The organism is Falsirhodobacter sp. alg1 (genome assembly GCF_000739715.2).
Lineage (GTDB): Bacteria > Pseudomonadota > Alphaproteobacteria > Rhodobacterales > Rhodobacteraceae > Falsirhodobacter.
The window spans coordinates 718,977-735,972 of record NZ_BBJC02000001.1 but is presented as its reverse complement, the minus strand read 5'-3'; the positions used below and the strand labels follow the sequence as shown (position 1 = coordinate 735,972).

Annotated in this window: 19 protein-coding genes; 5 read left to right on the top strand and 14 right to left on the bottom strand. The window is 63.4% G+C overall.

The features are described 5' to 3' along the window. Positions 1-65 precede the first annotated feature (65 nt). The 10 genes from tolB to ruvC form a co-directional block, all read right to left on the bottom strand. Complete coding sequence (gene tolB, locus TR36_RS03610) at positions 66-1,382, bottom strand: Tol-Pal system beta propeller repeat protein TolB (protein WP_045387195.1); 1,317 nt, start codon at positions 1,380-1,382, stop codon at positions 66-68. Between the two features lie 55 nt (positions 1,383-1,437). After that, entirely contained in the window at positions 1,438-2,730 is a 1,293-nt protein-coding gene (locus tag TR36_RS03605; RefSeq protein ID WP_062762401.1) for a hypothetical protein, read from the bottom strand. A gap of 13 nt (positions 2,731-2,743) precedes the next feature. Further along, positions 2,744-3,214, bottom strand: a complete 471-nt coding sequence (gene tolR / locus TR36_RS03600) for a protein TolR (RefSeq protein ID WP_045387200.1) — start codon at positions 3,212-3,214, stop codon at positions 2,744-2,746. Positions 3,215-3,217: 3 nt separating this feature from the next. Further along, positions 3,218-3,913 (bottom strand): protein TolQ, encoded by a 696-nt coding sequence (gene tolQ / locus TR36_RS03595; RefSeq protein WP_045387203.1) that lies wholly within the window; start codon positions 3,911-3,913, stop codon positions 3,218-3,220. 88 nt (positions 3,914-4,001) lie between these two features. Then, on the bottom strand, positions 4,002-4,391 hold the full coding sequence (locus tag TR36_RS03590) for a YbgC/FadM family acyl-CoA thioesterase (protein ID WP_045387206.1): 390 nt from the start codon (positions 4,389-4,391) through the stop codon (positions 4,002-4,004). Then, entirely contained in the window at positions 4,388-4,951 is a 564-nt protein-coding gene (locus TR36_RS03585; RefSeq protein ID WP_045387209.1) for a hypothetical protein, read from the bottom strand. Before TR36_RS03585 ends, TR36_RS03590 begins: the two co-directional genes overlap by 4 nt. Then, on the bottom strand, positions 4,948-5,967 hold the full coding sequence (gene ruvB, locus TR36_RS03580) for a Holliday junction branch migration DNA helicase RuvB (protein ID WP_045387213.1): 1,020 nt from the start codon (positions 5,965-5,967) through the stop codon (positions 4,948-4,950). The genes TR36_RS03585 and ruvB overlap by 4 nt, the downstream gene beginning before the upstream one ends. Positions 5,968-6,009: 42 nt before the next feature. Beyond that, positions 6,010-6,891, bottom strand: a complete 882-nt coding sequence (gene htpX, locus TR36_RS03575; RefSeq protein ID WP_045387216.1) for a zinc metalloprotease HtpX — start codon at positions 6,889-6,891, stop codon at positions 6,010-6,012. Positions 6,892-6,945: 54 nt separating this feature from the next. Then, on the bottom strand, positions 6,946-7,617 hold the full coding sequence (gene ruvA / locus TR36_RS03570; RefSeq protein WP_045387219.1) for a Holliday junction branch migration protein RuvA: 672 nt from the start codon (positions 7,615-7,617) through the stop codon (positions 6,946-6,948). Further along, the gene (gene ruvC / locus TR36_RS03565) at positions 7,614-8,120 is read right to left on the bottom strand and encodes a crossover junction endodeoxyribonuclease RuvC (protein WP_062762399.1); all 507 of its coding nucleotides are present in this window, start codon (positions 8,118-8,120) and stop codon (positions 7,614-7,616) included. Before ruvC ends, ruvA begins: the two co-directional genes overlap by 4 nt. A gap of 244 nt (positions 8,121-8,364) precedes the next feature. On the opposite strand from ruvC, the gene TR36_RS03560 reads away from it, so the two are divergent. Next, positions 8,365-8,550, top strand: coding sequence for a DUF1127 domain-containing protein (locus TR36_RS03560; RefSeq protein WP_045387225.1), 186 nt, complete (start codon positions 8,365-8,367; stop codon positions 8,548-8,550). A gap of 64 nt (positions 8,551-8,614) precedes the next feature. Here TR36_RS03560 and TR36_RS03555 read toward each other — a convergent pair whose 3' ends face one another. Both TR36_RS03555 and fsa read right to left on the bottom strand, forming a co-directional pair. After that, positions 8,615-9,484 (bottom strand): 50S ribosomal protein L11 methyltransferase, encoded by an 870-nt coding sequence (locus TR36_RS03555; RefSeq protein WP_045387228.1) that lies wholly within the window; start codon positions 9,482-9,484, stop codon positions 8,615-8,617. Next, positions 9,484-10,137, bottom strand: coding sequence for a fructose-6-phosphate aldolase (gene fsa / locus TR36_RS03550; RefSeq protein ID WP_045387231.1), 654 nt, complete (start codon positions 10,135-10,137; stop codon positions 9,484-9,486). The genes TR36_RS03555 and fsa overlap by 1 nt, the downstream gene beginning before the upstream one ends. 90 nt (positions 10,138-10,227) lie before the next feature. Between fsa and TR36_RS03545 the strand changes: the two genes are divergently transcribed. The 3 genes from TR36_RS03545 to TR36_RS03535 all read left to right on the top strand — a co-directional run bounded on the left by TR36_RS03545 (position 10,228) and on the right by TR36_RS03535 (position 14,510). Continuing rightward, entirely contained in the window at positions 10,228-12,417 is a 2,190-nt protein-coding gene (locus tag TR36_RS03545) for a primosomal protein N' (protein WP_062762397.1), read from the top strand. Positions 12,418-12,462: 45 nt separating this feature from the next. Then, positions 12,463-13,095, top strand: a complete 633-nt coding sequence (gene msrA, locus TR36_RS03540; protein WP_045387237.1) for a peptide-methionine (S)-S-oxide reductase MsrA — start codon at positions 12,463-12,465, stop codon at positions 13,093-13,095. Positions 13,096-13,208: 113 nt separating this feature from the next. After that, positions 13,209-14,510 (top strand): MFS transporter, encoded by a 1,302-nt coding sequence (locus TR36_RS03535; protein WP_045387240.1) that lies wholly within the window; start codon positions 13,209-13,211, stop codon positions 14,508-14,510. Positions 14,511-14,547: 37 nt separating this feature from the next. On the opposite strand, the gene TR36_RS03530 is transcribed toward TR36_RS03535, so the two are convergent. Beyond that, positions 14,548-15,303 carry a DUF1013 domain-containing protein gene (locus TR36_RS03530; RefSeq protein WP_045387243.1) on the bottom strand — a complete coding sequence of 252 codons (756 nt, stop codon included), beginning with the start codon at positions 15,301-15,303 and terminating at the stop codon, positions 14,548-14,550. Positions 15,304-15,425: 122 nt separating this feature from the next. Here TR36_RS03530 and TR36_RS03525 point away from each other — a divergent pair, with 122 nt between their 5' ends. Next, positions 15,426-16,013 carry a ribonuclease T2 gene (locus TR36_RS03525; RefSeq protein WP_045387246.1) on the top strand — a complete coding sequence of 196 codons (588 nt, stop codon included), beginning with the start codon at positions 15,426-15,428 and terminating at the stop codon, positions 16,011-16,013. On the opposite strand, the gene TR36_RS03520 is transcribed toward TR36_RS03525, so the two are convergent. Then, a complete protein-coding gene (locus TR36_RS03520; protein ID WP_045388684.1) occupies positions 16,010-16,996 on the bottom strand; it encodes an NAD(P)H-quinone oxidoreductase in 987 nt (328 codons plus the stop codon). The genes TR36_RS03525 and TR36_RS03520 overlap by 4 nt on opposite strands.

Here is a 16,996-nt window from a genome sequence, read left to right as displayed (position 1 = left end):
CCTTTAATTACATTCTGGGCGAAGGATAGCAGGTTTCACCGCTCCGGCAAACGGAGCGATGAGGATTATGGAAGAAGCGGCGACCATGCCGGGTCGGATGCGGCCCCCGGTGTCGGCACACGTTTCAGGTTGCGCCCCGAAATATCCACCGAATAGAGCGCCGCGGCACCATCGGCCCCCGCGCTTTCACGGGTGAACATCAGCACACGGCCGTTCGGTGCCCATGTCGGCCCCTCATCAAGGAAGGAGGAGGTCAGCAGACGCTCCTCGCTGCCATCGGTACGCATGACGCCGATGTGGAAACGGCCCTCGGACTGTTTGGTAAAGGCGATCAGATCTCCGCGCGGCGACCAGACCGGCGTATTGTAGCGCCCGTCCCCTGCCGAGATCCGGCGCGCCTCTCCGCCATTCGCAGACATCACGTAGATCTGCGATGTTCCCGACCGGTCACTTTCGAAAGTGATCTGCGAGCCGTCGGGGGAAAAGCTGGGGCCGGTTTCGATCGAAGGCGAATTCGTCAGCTGGCGCCGCTGGCCGGATTGCGTATCGAGTGTATAAAGATCCGAGTTGCCACCCTGTTCCAGGCTGAAGACCACCGTGCGCCCATTGGGTGAAAAGCGCGGTGCGAAGGTCATCGTGCCGGGCTGCTGATCCAGCGAACGTGTCTGCAGGTTTGCCGCATTCATCACGTTGATGCGCGGAAAGCCCGAGGCATAGGAGGTGAACAGGATCTGGTTGCCCTGCGGCGAGAAGCGGGGGGCCAGCACCAGCGCCGAGGCATCCGTCAGGTACTGCACATTCGCGCCATCATAATCCATGATTGCAAGACGTTTCTGACGCGCAGCCTTCGATCCGCTTTCGGCCACAAAGGCCACGCGGCTGTCAAAATACGGGCCTTCGCCCGTGATCCGGCTATAGACGGCATCGGCCACCTTATGCGCCATGCGGCGCCACGTATCCGCCGTGCCGGTGAATTGCAGCCCGTCACCCAACGGCTGTCCTGCAAATACGTCGAACAGACGGAACTTGACGGTCACCTGATTGCCCGACGTGGTGACGGCGCCGGTGATCAGTGCCTGCGCGTTGATCGCCTTCCAGTCGTTGAAGGCGACCGGCGCATCGAAACTGGAAACCTGGCTGATGTAGGCCGAAGACGGGATCTCACGGAATAGGCCGGTGCCCGAAAGGTCCGCGGCCACAAGGCGTGTGATATCGTTGGCCACCTTGCTGCCACCGGAAAAGGCCGGAACGGCAAAGGGCAAGGGTTCGATCACACCTTCGGTGATTTCAATCCGCAAAGGTCCGTTTTGGGCCATTGCGGCACCGCCCGTCAGGGAAAGCGCAATCGCAAGGGCCGTAGCGAGGGGTCTGAACAAGGTCATGCTGATCCTCAGGCGTTTCGTTTCCGAACAGAGTATAGGGCCGCCAGAGCGCGCGTCACTTCACGCGCATATTGGCAGGGTTGAACACGATCTCGATTTCTTTCCATTGCTCGTACTTTTCGGGCGGCAAGGGAAAGCCCGATGCGCCGCAACGGATGATGGCACGGCGGGCCGCTTCGAATGCCTGTTGCGCACCTGCAGCCGTACCGCCACTGGAATCCACCATTTTCAGCGATGCGGACACCGGTTTTCCATCCTGTGTCACATCAAAGCCTACGGTGACCGTGCTTTGCAGCGCTTCGGTCGACAGGGACCCGACGTTCCAGCAGGCCTGAACGGCAACACGCAGCGAATCCTTTTCACCCGATGTCATCGGGGGGCCGGACGGGGCGGCATTGCGCGTGGGCGTCGTGGAACTGCCGCTGCCCAAGGCCTCGGCCAGCGCATCGTTGACCGAACTGCTTGTGCTTGGCGTTTCGGTGCGCGCAGGGGCCGGTGTTGCGGGTTTCGCCGGGGTAGCGGGTTTGGATGTCTGCGCCGGAGTGGATTGGGCAGGCTTCGTTTCCGCCTGCGCCGGTTTCTCGGCAGGCGTGGTTTGAGTCGGCGTTGCGGCCTCGGTCGGGGCTGCGGCACGTTGTGGCCGGTCACGGGGGCGCGGGCTGCCAGCAGGCGCAAGATTTGCCTGTGGCGAAGGCTCGGGCACAACCTCGCTGGCCGCTTCGCGCGGGGCCTGCTGCGGTTGCGGCGGTGTCGGCTCGGCCTGACGTTCCGCCGGCGCTTCGGTCACGGACTCTTGCGGGGTTTCGGCCACTTCGGCGGCAGGCGGCGGGGCCTCTGCCGGGGTGGGCGCAACGCGCGGGGCCTGCCGCGGACGCGGGCTGGAATCGGGCGAAAGTGTCGGCTGCTCTACCGGTGCGGGGGGAAGCACGGCCTGCGGGGCTGCACTCTCTGGCACAGGCGTAGCCGCAACTTCGGGGGCTGCAGGGGCCGGCGTCGGACGCGGCGCAGGCGTAACGGGCGCAGGCTCCGGTTCGGGCTGCGGGGCGGGCTCGGGTGTCGGTTCGGCCACAGCCTCCGGCTCCGGCTCGGGTTCCGGCGCAGGCTCGGGTGTCGGCGCGGGCGCCGGACGGCTTGGCGGCACGATCGAAGATGCGGGGGCGGCATCCGGCTCTGCCTTGGATGTCGCCTCGCTTTGAGAGACAAGCTCGCTGAACTCGGCTTCGGACATGATCGACACTTCCGCCACGGCGGGTGACGGAGGAGGCGCGCTGCTAAAGAAGTCGCCGATAAGCAACCACAGAATGAACAGCGCGTGGCCGATGCCAGAAATGATGTAGCCCGCTCTCATGAACGAGGTGCCCTCAGTTGCCTGCGCCAAAGGTCGGCCCATTGCTGTCGGTTACAAGACCGATGCTGTTAAAGCCGGCGGCGTTCAGCGCGCCCATGATCTGGGCCACACGCTCATAGGGAACGGCCCCGTCGGCGCGCAGGAATATCTTGCGATTCTCGCGCTCGGCCGCGATGGCGGTCAGGCGGGGAATCAACTCGTTTTCCAGAACCTCGCTGGTCTGGATCATCAGGCGGTTGTCGGAAGTGACGGTGATCGCCAGCGGCTCCTCCTGCTCGGTCGGCAGGGCGGTGGCTGCCGTTTCGGGCAGCTGCACCGGCACGCCCACGGTCAGAAGCGGCGCCGCCACCATGAACACGATCAGAAGCACCAGCATCACGTCCACGAATGGCGTGATGTTGATTTCGGCCATAGCGGCCCCGCCACGACGGCGGCGTCCACGACGCCCCGACCCGCCTGCCTTGCGCATCACCCCACCGGCCATGGATCAGGCGTCCAGCTGGCGCGAGAGGATGGTGGAGAATTCGTCGGCAAATGCCTCGTAGCCGCCGACGATCCTGTCGCTGTCGGCTGTCAGCTTGTTGTAGAAGATAACGGCCGGGATGGCGGCAACAAGGCCAATACCCGTTGCCAGCAGTGCCTCGGCAATACCCGGAGCCACGGTGGCAAGGTTCGTGTTCTGGCTGATCGCGATCTGCTGGAAGGCATGCATGATGCCCCAGACCGTGCCGAACAGGCCGATGAAGGGCGCGGTGGCCCCTACGGTCGCCAGAAACGACAAGCGGGAATTGAGCGTTTCCGCTTCCTTGGTGATTGCCACATCCATGGAGCGGTCGATGCGCGATTGGGCTCCCGCAATCAGTTTGCCATCCTGGCGGTGGCTGCGGCGCCATTCCATCATTCCGGCAGCAAAGATCTTCTCGGAGGCGCCATCAGGCTGCGATCCGGTCTTGTCGAACAGCTCGTCCAGCGGCTCACCGGACCAGAACGCCCGGTCGAAGATAGAGGCTTCGCGGCGCGCCAGTTTGAAGGCGATGTGTTTTTGAACGATGATCGCCCAAGACCAGAACGACATGACGATCAGCATGATCATCACGACTTTCACTGTCAGGGTTGCACGTGCGAAAAGCGCGAGCATGGAGAAATCGATCTCCTGCGCCGCGGCAAGGGTGTCAGTATCCATTATGCCTGCTCGTCCAGATGGGGCCGTTTTGGCCTCTTACTTGCGATTCTATCTAATATGCAAAGGGATTGCTAACACGAACTCGTCATCAGGCGGAAGGCTGCACGTTCATTCCCGGCGGCAATCTCACGGGCCGTCCCTTGGGCCCCAATGCGGCCAACGTGACCCGGGCGCGAAACAGGCATGTTCCGGCGCATTCCACCTGCTGCATCAGCGTGACACGGGCCGTCGTGATTGCCTCCGGCAGGGTGGATACCAGCAGATGGTCCCCCAGCCGCGCAGGCCGCAGGAAATCCGCCTCGATACGTGTAACGGCAAAGACAATACCCTGTTCGCGCAGGCTATTCTGATCAATTCCCAGCCCTTCGACCCATTCGCTCCGTGCGCGTTCGATGAATTTCAGGTAGTTGGCATGGTACACGATGCCGCCCAGATCGGTATCCTCGTACCAGACGCGGGTCTGAAACCGATGGCTCATAACCGCGCGGCCAGCCGGAAGGCATGCGCCGCATCATCGGCGCGGGCGGGCAGAACAGGGTCATAGGCGGCACGTATCAGACCCGCCATTTCGTCGGCTGCAAGCACGGGTTCACCGGCAAAGGTCAGCATCAGACGGGCCGCCTGATCCAGCATCAGGGCCTGCGGGTCGATTTCCGCATCACCGATTTTCAGAAATACGACCGCAAGCCGAATCGCACCCGCTTCGTCAAAGCGGAAAAGGCGCGCCACCCCTGCCCCTTCGGCGGCACGCGCCGCAGCGAATGCAGGCAGATCCGGGATCAGATGGTCAAGGTTCGGAACGCCCGCCACCTCCTGCCAGTCAGCAAAGAAGAACAGGATGGCATTCGCCCCCAGTTCGGGGTCATGTTCGGCCATGCGATGCCCGGCAGTGGCAACCATTGCCTCTATCGCCCCCTTGACCAGCCCCAGCGTTTCCTCGGCCACGCCAAACACAACCGGCACAATCGGACGGCCCCAGCGGGCAAAACGATAGGTGGTGCCATGGGTGAACAGGGCTTCAACGCGTTCGGGTGTCATTCGAATAGATCCGTCTGGGTTCGTGGGGGGGCAAGGCCGATGTGGCGCCATGCCTTCTGCGCCAGCATCCGCCCGCGCGGTGTACGCTGGATCAGGCCTTGTTGCAGCAGATAAGGTTCGATCACCTCCTCTACCGCATCACGGGATTCGGACAGGGCAGCGGCGATGGTTTCGATCCCGACAGGCCCCCCGCCGTAATTTTCGGCCAACAGCAGAAGGTACCGGCGGTCGGCACCATCCAGCCCGAGGTCATCAACCCCCAGCCGGGACAGGGCGCTATCGGCGATCTCGCGGTTCAGGCGGCCATCGCCTTCGACCAGTGCGAAATCAACGACCCGCCGCAGCAGGCGCCCGGCAATCCGTGGCGTTCCCCGCGCCCTGCGTGCAATCTCGCGCGTGCCGTCAGGATCGGATTCCACCCCCAGCAGGCGGGCCCCGCGGGTGACAATCAGATCCAGTTCCTCGGTGGTATAGAACTGCAATCGTGTAGGGATGCCGAACCGGTCCCGCAGCGGCGTTGTCAACAGACCCAGACGTGTGGTCGCCCCCACTAGGGTAAAGGGCTGCAATTCGATCCGCACGGTCCGGGCGGCAGGCCCCTCACCGATCACCAGATCCAGCGCGAAATCCTCCAGCGCCGGATAAAGCACCTCTTCCACCACGGGGGACAGGCGGTGGATCTCGTCGATGAACAGGACATCGCGCGGTTCTAGATTGGTCAGGATGGCGGCCAGATCGCCGGGCTTTGCCAGCACCGGCCCCGACGTCATACGAAAGCCTACGCCCAGTTCCCGTGCCATGATCTGCGCCAGCGTGGTTTTCCCAAGCCCGGGCGGGCCGTGGAACAACGTATGATCCATCGCTTCGCCGCGCATCCTGGCCGATTGGATAAAGACGCGGAGGTTCGCCCGTGCCTCTGCCTGCCCGATGAATTCATCCAGACCCTGCGGGCGCAAGGCACGGTCATTGTCTTCGGGCAACCGCTCGGGGCGGAGTGTGGGATCAGGCTCGCTCATGGCGGAACAATCGCGGAACGGGCCGCCCGCCGCAAGCCCCGATCAGCCCCACGGACCGCTGCGCCGGGGAACCGGCTGCACCACCGGCTTTTCCGCCCCAGCCATTGCCCGAAGGGCTGCAATCCGGTTCGCTGTTTTCGGGTGGGTCGAGAACAGCTTGTCATGCGCAAAGGCATGCAGGGGGTTGATGATGAACATATGCGCGGTCGCGGGATTACGCTCGGCTGCCGGATTGTCGATCCGCTGTGCAAAGCTCTCAATCTTCTGGAGGGCGCTGGCCAGCCAAAGGGGATTGCGGCAAATCTCGGCCCCCATCTTGTCCGCTTCGTATTCGCGAGACCGCGAGATCGCCATCTGCACCAACCCTGCAGCCATGGGGGCAAGGATCATCAGGGCAATCGTGCCGATGATGCCGCCCTGACGATCCCGCCCCCCGAAGAACAGGGCGAAGTTCGCCAGCATCGAAATCGCCCCGGCGAAGGTGGCGGTGATCGTCATCGTCAGCGTATCACGGTTCTTCACATGCGCCAGTTCATGGGCCATGACGCCTGCCAGTTCTTCGCGGGTCAGCCGTTGCAGCAGGCCCGTGGTGGCAGCCACGGCGGCGTTTTCCGGGTTCCGTCCCGTGGCAAAGGCATTGGGTTGATCGGTTTCGATGATGAACACCTTGGGCATCGGCAGATCGGCGTTTTGCGCCAGCCCTGCCACCATGCGGTAGAAATCCGGCGCGCTCTGTTCATCCACCTGCTTGGCGTTATGCATCCGCAAAACGGCCTTGTCCGAATTCCAGTAGCTGTAGGCATTCATCGCCACGGCAATGGCCAGCGCAATCATCATGCCGCCACGGCCGCCCAGCAGCGCCCCCAGCCCCAGAAACAACGCCGTCATCACTGCCATCAGAATGGCGGTCTTGGCAAAACCCATCGAACCCTCCGTCATTGCCTGAATGATATGGGCAAAGGGCCGCAGCCCCGCAAGTCAGTCCTTGGGGGCAAGACGCCGCAGGGACAGGCGGATCAGCGTTGCGGCATCGGCCTCGGGATCATCCGCCGCCGATTGTGCGACAGCCGCCGCCGCATCACCGGGGCCGTAACCCAGATTGGCCAGCGCCGACATCGCATCTGCGGTATGCGCGGCGGCGGTGGGCGGTGGTGGCGCGCTGCGGCGCTTGGCGGGGGCGGCAGGTGTCGGGGCCGCATCCTCCAGCACATCGTTGTCGTCATGCAGGGGGGTGCCCATTGCCATGACGGCGGGCGCCTTTGTCTTCAGTTCCATCACCACGCGCTGTGCGATCTTTGGCCCCACACCGGGCGCCGCCTGAATGGAGCGTGCATCCCCCAGCGCAATGGCCCTTGATACGCCATCCGCCCCCAGGACTCCCAGAATGGCCATGGATGCCCGTGCACCGACCCCCTGTACCGTCATCAGCAGGCGATGCCATTCCTTTTCCTGCAAGGTAGGAAAGCCATAAAGCTGCAGCAGATCCTCCCGCACCAGCATATCGGTATAAAGAGCGGCGGCCCCGCCCGGCCCTGGCAAACCCGCCAGAGTCCGCTCCGAGACATAGACGATATAGCCGACACCCTTCACATCGATCAGCACATGATCGGTTGCGCGATAGTCCAGCCGCCCTGCGATACGTCCGATCATGATGCTGCCTTTGCCAATGCTGCCTGAAGTTTTCCGGCGCTTTGTGCGTGATGCGCATGGCAGATGGCAACGGCAAGTGCATCGGCCGCATCCGGTCCCGCGATCGTTACCCCCGGAAGCTGCAGGCGGACCATATGGTCGATCTGCTGTTTGGCGGCATGGCCGACGCCCACCACCGTTTTCTTGACTGCGTTCGGGGCATATTCCCCCACGTCCAGCCCTGCCTGTGCCGGCACAAGCAGCGCGATCCCCCGCGCCTGCCCCAGCTTCAGGGTACCCGCGGCATCCTTGTTTACAAACGTATGCTCCACCGCTGCGGTATCGGGTGCGTATTGCGCCAGAACCGCCGTCAATTGTGCATGAAGCTGGCAAAGCCGTTGCGCCAGCTCACTGCCGACGGAATGGCAGACGCCGTTGGCCACATGGGTGATACGCGTGCCATTCACGTCGATGATCCCCCACCCCATATTGCGCAGGCCCGGATCAATTCCCATCACGCGCATAGCAGGCTCCTGTATCTGGTTCATCCGGCGATAGCACGAAGCGCGAACATCTGTCACCCGCAAAGCTATGGCACGGTCGGGCCATGCAGCAGAGGAATGTAACATCCATGCGGCAACAGCCATGCGATGCGTGCATCACAGCATTGCGGATTCCCCGAGTTGTCGTTCACAAGCTGCCCGCTTATTTCACTCCCATGCAGCAAGGGTGCTGCGTAATTAAGCCGTTTGAAAAAGGAACTTCACCATGGCTGCCTTTGAGTCGACCCAACGGGCGCCGATCAGCGCCATTTCTACGCCGCGTATTCCTGCTCTTTTTCAAGTTGTACGTGACTGGAACGATGCCCGCTTGACGCGCCGCGCTTTGAACAAGCTGTCGGACCGCGAGCTGGACGATATCGGCCTTTGCCGCGCTGACATCGCCAAGATCTGACGCCCCACACAGCGTCGGAGATCAGGACAGGCCGCCCGGGAAATCCGGGGCGGCCTTTGTCTTTTTAACGGGTCAGCGTCAGCGCCGACCATTCCCCGAGATCTTCACGATGGGCCAGCCTGAAGCCCTGCGCCTCATAGGCCTCGATGATCGATTCCGCCTGAACGACCAGCAGCCCGGACAGGATGACCGTACCGCCGGGGGCCGCATGGCGCGCCATGTCGGGGGCCAGTTCCAGCAACGGTCCCTTCAGGATATTCGCGAAAATCAGATCGAAGGGCGCCGCAGCCTGCAGATCGGGGTTGGCGAAACCGGCCGCCTCGTAGCAGGCCACCCGACCTTCCAGATTGTTGATGGACACATTGGCCTTGGCCACGTCCACCGCAACCTCGTCGATGTCGGAGGCGATGACGCGGGCATCCGGAAGCTCGTGCGCCGCCGCCATTGCCAGAACTGCCGTACCACAACCGATATCCGCCACATTGGCATAGGTTGCACCGCTGTCCAGCAGACGGTCCAGCGCCCGCAGGCAGCCCAGCGTCGTCCCGTGATGGCCGGTACCGAAGGCAACCGTCGCCTCGATCTGCAAGGCAACCCGACCTTCGGGTACCTTGTCGATGTCATGGCTGCCGAACACGAAGAAGCGGCCGGCTTCAACCGGGGCCAATTCGCGACGGACCTTTGCCACCCAATCGATCTCGGGCAGTTCGGACAATGCGAAGGGGGCGGCGCCGAAGGCCGTCCGCAGCAATTCCAGCGTCACCTCATCCGGTTCTTCCAGAAAATAGGCGCCCACCTCCCATAAACCGGAATCGTCCTCGATCTCGAAGACGCCCACACCTGTGGGTTCCGGCTCCATCCGCTCTATCGCTTCGGCTAATGCCTCGGCGGCGTCGCCGCCGGGCAATGTTGTCAGCGCGGTATACGTCGGCATCAGACGATCTTCTGACCGGTTTTGGCCCAGTCGGACATGAACTGCTCCAGCCCCTTGTCGGTCAGCGGGTGGTTGGCCAACCCTTTGATGACAGCGGGCGGTGCCGTGATGACATCGGCACCGATCAGCGCGCATTGCGAGACGTGGTTGGCCGTACGGATGGATGCCGCCAGGATCTGCGTCTTGAAATCGTAGTTGTCGTAGATCGTGCGGATGTCCTGGATCAGGTCCAGACCTTCAAGGTTCATGTCATCCAGACGGCCGATGAAGGGCGAAATGAACGTGGCACCGGCCTTTGCCGCCAGCAGCGCCTGATTCGCCGAGAAACACAGCGTGACGTTGACCATCAGACCGTTATCCGACAGCACCTTGCAGGTTTTCAGGCCGGCATGGGTCAATGGCACCTTGACGGTGATGTTCGGTGCGATTTCCGCCAGCTTGCGGCCCTCGGCGATCATTTCGTCGGCTGTCAGCGCCACGACTTCGGCCGAAACGGGGCCCGAAACGATCTCGCAGATCTCTTTGGTGACTTCCAGAATATTGCGGCCGGACTTGAGGATCAGCGACGGGTTGGTGGTAACACCATCCACCATGCCAAGATCGTTCAGTTCGGAAATGGCCGCGACATCGGCTGTGTCGACAAAAAATTTCATAAGCTCTGCTCCCCGGGACATGCGGCGTGGGTTTCCCACGCGGTCCCGTCTGTGATAGCGCAAAGCCAATCGGGGTGAAAGGGCGCAGGCTTGTCGCAAAGGTTCATCGAAGGCGATCTGGTCGGCGTTCTGACGACCGAGCCCCTGGGCCGCCCACTGGATTATCGCGCCCCCGAGGGGGGCTGCGTAGAGGGGGATCTGGTCGAGGTTCCCCTGGGGCCCCGCCGTGTGATCGGCTGTGTCTGGGGGCCGGGCGCGGGCGGGTTCGATCCGGCGCGCATCCGCAAGGTGAACCGCGTGCTGGATGCCACGCCCCTGCGTGACGAGATGCGGATCTTCCTGACCCGTGTGGCGGATTACACGCTGACGCCGCTTCCCCTCATGCTGCGCCTGGCAACCCGCGCGCCCGATCTGGGGGCCGGCCCCGCCACCCGCCGGGTCCTGCGCGCAACAGGCCGCGAACCGACCCGAGAAACCGAGGCGCGTCTGCGTGTCATGGATGTGCTGGATGCATTCGACGGCGCAGCGGTTACAGCCTCCGAACTTTCCGCCGAGGCGGGGGTGTCATCCGCCGTCATCAAGGGGCTGGTCAAGGCAGGTGTTCTGGCCGAAGAGGATGCGCCTCGCGATCTGCCCTATCCGCGGCTGAACCCCGCCCTGCCCGGCAAACCCCTGTCCGAGGATCAGGCGGCAGCCGCCGCTGCAATGTCTGCGGCGGTCGCATCCGGCGAATACGGCACGACGCTGCTGAAGGGGGTGACCGGATCGGGCAAGACCGAGGTCTATCTTGAGGCGGTGGCCGAAACCCTGCGGCACGACAGGCAGGCGCTGGTCCTGCTGCCGGAAATCGCCCTGACGGCGGGGTTCATCGACCGGGTGGAGGCGCGTTTCGGCGCCCGCCCCGCCGAATGGCATTCGGGTGTTACCGCGACCGAGCGACGGCGGCTCTGGCGCATGATCGGCCAGGGCGATGCGCAACTGGTCGTGGGTGCGCGTTCGGCCCTGTTCCTTCCCTTTCGCGATCTGGGCCTGATCGTCGTGGATGAGGAACATGACACCTCCTACAAGCAGGAAGAGGGCGTCTATTACAACGCGCGTGACATGGCGGTGCTGCGCGCCTCCATCGCGGGGGCGCAGGTGGTGCTGGCCTCGGCCACCCCCGCGCTGGAAACATGGGTCAATGCCGATACAGGCAAATACAGGCGGCTGGACCTGACCGCCCGCTTCGGGGCCGCCGAACTGCCCCAGATGCGCGCATTGGACCTGCGAGAAGAACGCCTGCCCGCCAACCGGTGGATCTCCTCCCAGCTGGCAGAGGCCGTGGAGCAGCGTATCAAGGCCAAGGAGCAATCGCTGCTGTTCCTTAACCGGCGCGGTTATGCCCCTGTTACCATCTGCCGGGCTTGCGGGCATCAGGTGGGCTGCAATGACTGTGACGCGCGGATGGTCGAGCACCGCTTTCTGAAGCAGCTGCAATGCCACCAATGCGGGGCCACGCGCCCCATTCCCCATGCCTGTCCGGCCTGCGGAGTCGAGGGGCGGATGGCCCCCGTTGGCCCCGGCGTGGAACGGCTGGCCGAAGAGGTCGCCGAACGGTTTCCCGATGCGCGGGTCTCGGTTCTGTCCTCCGATCTGTTCGGCACGGCCCGCGCCCTGAAGGAATCGATCGAGACCATTGCCGCAGGCGGGGCCGACATCATCATCGGCACGCAGATCGTGGCCAAGGGGCACAACTTTCCGCTGCTGACGCTGGTCGGGGTAATCGATGCGGATCTGGGGCTGCAAGGCTCGGACCTGCGCGCCGCCGAACGGACATTCCAGCTGATGCGGCAGGTGGCGGGGCGCGCGGGGCGGGCCGAAAAACCGGGCCTTGCCCTGCTGCAAACCCACCAACCCGAACATCCGGTCATCCGCGCCATCCTGACCGGCGACGAAGAGGAATTCTGGCGCGCCGAGGCTGCCGAGCGTCGCATGGCCGGCTCCCCGCCCTATGGGCGGATGGCGGGGATCATCCTCTCCTCTCCGGATCCGGCGCGGGTCTTCGATGTGGCGGCCGAACTGGCGCGGCGCGATGAACCGCTGCGCCGCATCGGGGCGCAGATATGGGGGCCGGCCCCTGCCCCGATCGCCCGTGTGCGGGGCAGGCACCGCGTGCGCCTGCTGATCAAGGCGGACCGAACCGCCCCGCTGCAACCCGCCCTTGCGGAATGGGCTGCCCAGATAAAGCTGCCTGCCAATATGCGCCTTGCCATCGACATCGATCCGCAATCCTTCCTTTGATGCGGCGCACTCCCTATATCTGGGGCAAGTCAAAGGAGCCTTTTCATGCTGTTCGAAAAATCAACCTCCATGGTCGCCGCTGCCGATGCGCTTCCGGGCCGCCCCGAGCCGCTTCCTACCGCCGAAAACCATTTCCTGTCGGGCATTCCGCTCAAATCTCCCGTTCCCGAAGGGATGGAACAGGCAATGTTCGGCATGGGCTGTTTCTGGGGTGTGGAACGCGTGTTCTGGAAGATCCCCGGCGTCTGGCTGACAATGGTCGGCTATGCGGCGGGCTTCACGCCGAACCCCACCTATGCCGAAACCTGTACCCAGAAAACCGGCCATAACGAAGTGGTCCGCGTGATCTACGATCCCAAGGTCGTCAGCTATGCCGACCTGCTCAAGGCATTCTGGGAGGGCCATGACCCGACCCAGGGCATGCGCCAGGGCAATGACACCGGCACCACCTATCGTTCCGGCATCTATACCTACAACGAGGCCCAACGCAAAGCGGCCGAGGAAACCAGAGCCAGCTACGAAGCCGGATTGGGCGAGGCCGGATACGGCAAGGTCACGACCGAGATCCTGCCCGCCCCCACCTTCTATTATGCCGAAGAGGAACATCAGCAGTATCTGGCCAAGAACCCCGGCGGATACTGCAGCATGAAAGGCACGGGCGTGACCTGCGCGATCTGAACAAGGGGGGCCTTCGGGCCTCCCTTTTTTCATACGGGCCTTCCAATAGAACTATCTTTTCTTCGGCAGTCTTCTATCAACCCTGCCATCACGTATGAAACGGGGGATGTGTGATGACGGTTGACGAGGTGTTGAGCGCGGGGGGCGCAGGGCGCTTTCAGCGCCGGTTGTTCGGAATATTCGGGCTGGTCTGGACGGCCGATGCCATGCAGGTCATCGCGGTCGGGTTCGCCGCAGCCTCCATGGCCGCCACATTCGGACTGACCATTCCGCAGGCATTGCAGACGGGGACGTTCTTCTTTCTCGGGATGTTCCTCGGTGCCCTGATCTTCGGGCGGCTGGCGGACCGGATCGGCCGCCGCAAGGTGCTGCTTGTGACGGTGGCCATGGATGCGGTCTTCGGGTTGCTTTCGGTCTTTGCCCCATCGTTCGGGATCCTGCTGGTGCTGCGATTCCTGACCGGCATGGCCGTGGGCGGAACGCTTCCGGTGGATTATGCGATGATGGCCGAATTCCTGCCCCCGAAGAACCGTGGGCGCTGGCTGGTCGGGCTGGAGGGGTTCTGGGCAGTCGGCACCGTTATCGTCGCTCTGGTCGCATGGGGGGCAACGCTGATGGGGGCCACCGAAGCGTGGCGATGGATTTTCGGTGTTGCTGCCCTTCCCGCCCTGATCGGGATCTGGCTGCGCTTCTGGATTCCGGAATCGCCGATGTATCTGCTGAAAAAGGGGCGTGAGCCGGAGGCGCGGGCCGTTCTGTCGCAGGTACTGGCGGTCAATGGCGCATCGCCGATGCCTGCCCAGACCCGTCTGTCCCTGCCGCCCGCAGGCCCTGCCCGCCTGTTCGGGCCAGAGCTGCGCAGCCTGACGCTGGCTGTGGGCGCGCTGTGGTTTCTGGTGTCCGTTGCCTATTACGGTGTGTTCGTCTGGGTGCCGGGCAAGCTGGTTGCCGAAGGTTTCGGCTTTATCCGCGGCTACGGATTTCTGGTGATCGTGGCACTGGCCCAGTTGCCCGGCTATGCGTTGGCCGCCTGGGGCGTTGACCGCTGGGGCCGCAGATCCACGCTGATCGGCTTTCTGCTGCTGTCGGCCGCGGGGTGCGCCCTCTTTACCATCGCCACGAGCGGCGCATTGGTCGCCACGTCGCTGCTGGTCATGAGCTTTGCCCTTCTGGGCACATGGGGCGCACTTTATGCCTTTACCCCCGAACTTTACCCCACCCACCTGCGCGGAACGGGAATGGGGGGCGCAGGGGCGATGGCACGCCTGGGTGGGCTATGCGCGCCCTCTCTGGTCGGGCTACTGGTTGCACAAAGCTTTGCACTGGCGATCGGCGCCTTTGCAGGGCTGCTGCTTCTGGCCGCCCTTGCCGCCTACAGCATCCGCGTCGAAACGCGCGACGCCAGCATCGCCTGAACGGAAAAGGCCCGGGGCATCGCTCCGGGCCTTTGTCTTAGTGGTTGTCGTCCTCATCTTCGTCGTCGACCGCATCCTTCGGTGTATTGAAGAAGCTTTCGGCATCGGAGAAGTCTGTCTTATCCTCTTCTTCCTCGACCGGCACATCGGACTTGCCGAAGATGTCCAGATCGGCGTTGAAGCGCGGCTCTTCGTCGTCGCGGTCCAGCGATTGCTCGGTCGAAACCAGCTTGCGACGTTCGTCATCCGTCATCACGCCGCCCTCGGCCAGCTTTTTGCGCGCAGCCTGCTGAACGATCATGTCCAGCTCTGTCTGGCGGCAAAGGCCCAGGGCAACCGGATCGATCGGCGTCATGGAGGCGATGTTCCAGTGCGTCCGTTCCCGGATGGACAGGATGGTCGGCTTGGTCGTGCCCACCAGTTTCGAAATCTGTGCATCGGTCAGTTCCGGATGGAATTTGACCAGCCACAAGATCGCGTTCGGGCGGTCCTGACGTTTGGACAGGGGGGTATAGCGCGGGCCGCGACGTTTGTCCTCGCCCTGCGCTGCCGCATTGAACTTCAGCTTCATGCGATACATCGGGCTGGCTTGCGCCTTGTCGATTTCGGCCGCATCCAGCTGGTTGTTCGCAACGGGGTCAAACCCCTTGACGCCGGCGGCAACGTCGCCGTCCGCAATGCCCTGCACTTCCAGCTCGTGCATGCCGCAGAAATCTGCGATCTGTTTGAAGGACAGGGTGGTGTTATCGACCAGCCAGACCGCAGTGGCTTTCGCCATCAATGGCTTCGTCATCGGCATGCTCCTTTACACATCTCTCCCGTGCCGTGAAAACGGCTGCGGGCGGGCCCGCGACAGTTCGTTTTCGGGAATTCGCCGGATATATAAGTGAAGCAGGGGCAGAGGGGAAGAGTGAAATGCGTCTTATCGGGTTGCTGATTTTGCTGGCATGGCCGGCCTACGGACAGACATTCGACCATTATGTGCTGGCCCTGTCATGGTCCCCCACATGGTGCGAGGAGAATGACGCACCGCAATGTGACCAGAAGCAGCATTTCGTCGTGCATGGGTTGTGGCCGCAAAACGATCAGGGTTGGCCCGAATGGTGCGACCGGCAGGGCCCGGACCCCTCCCGCGCCGACAGCCGGGCCATGGGCGACATCATGGACCCGGATCTGGCATGGTACCAATGGCGCAAACATGGCCGGTGCAGCGGCCTGTCAGGCCTGGCCTATTACGAAACGATGCGGGAGGCGTTCGAGGGGCTGACCATTCCGCCCGTGCTGGATGCCATCCGCGAGGACGTCACCCTGCCCGCCAGCGTGGTCGAAGACGCCTTCATCGATGCCAACCCGCGCATGACGCCCGAGGGCATCACCGTGACATGCGATGCGGGCCGGATAGACGAGGTCCGCATCTGCCTGACAAAGGATCTGCAACCCCGCCCCTGCGGCAGTGATGCCCCGCGGGATTGCCGGGGCAGCGCATTGATGCCCGCGCCCTAATCCCCGGGCATCCGCAGGACCATTTTCCCGATATGGCCGGAGCTTTCCATCCGTGTGTGTGCGGCGGCGGCATCGTCCATATCGAACACCCCGTCCATCACCGGCCGCAAATGCCCCGAGGTGACCATGGGCCAGACGTGGCGGATCAACTCATCGGCGATCCTGGCCTTGGCCACATCGGACTGCGGGCGCAGCGTCGATCCGGTCAGTGTCAGCCTGCGGGTCATCATTTCGGTGAAATTGACCTCGGCCTTTGGCGATTCGAGGAACGCGATCTGGACCAGCCGCCCGTCATTCGCCAGCGCCTTGATGTTCCGCTGCAGATAACTGCCCCCGACCATATCGAGAATCAGATCGGCGCCTCCGGCGGCCTTCAGCACCGCCACGAAATCACTGTCGCGATAATTGATTGCCTCGGCCCCCAGCTCGGCACAGGCGTCGCATTTCTCGGCCGAGCCTGCCGTGGCGAACACCCTTGCCCCCAGGGCCGTGGCAATCTGGATCGCCGTAGTGCCGATACCCGAAGATCCGCCATGGACAAGAAACTTCTCGCCTCCCCGCAGGTTTCCCCGCATCACGACGTTGGACCAGACGGTAAAGCAGGTTTCCGGCAGGCAGGCCGCCTCTTCCATCGTAACGCCCTCGGGAACGGGCAGCGCGTGGGATTCATGCGTGACGGCATGCGTGGCATAACCGCCCCCGGGCAGAAGGGCGCAAACCGCATCTCCAACCTGCCAGCGTGTAACGCCGGGGCCCACGGCGGCAACATGCCCCGAGCATTCCAGCCCCAGCAATGGCGAGGCACCGGGCGGTGCCGGATAGGCCCCTGCCCGCTGAAGCGCATCGGGGCGGTTCACACCAGCATAGGCCACACGGATCAGGATCTGGCCATGCCCCGGAACGGGTGTGGGAACATAATCGATCTTCAGCACTCCCGGCCCGCCCGGCTCGGAAAAGGCAACGGCGCGCATCAGTTCGGGCAT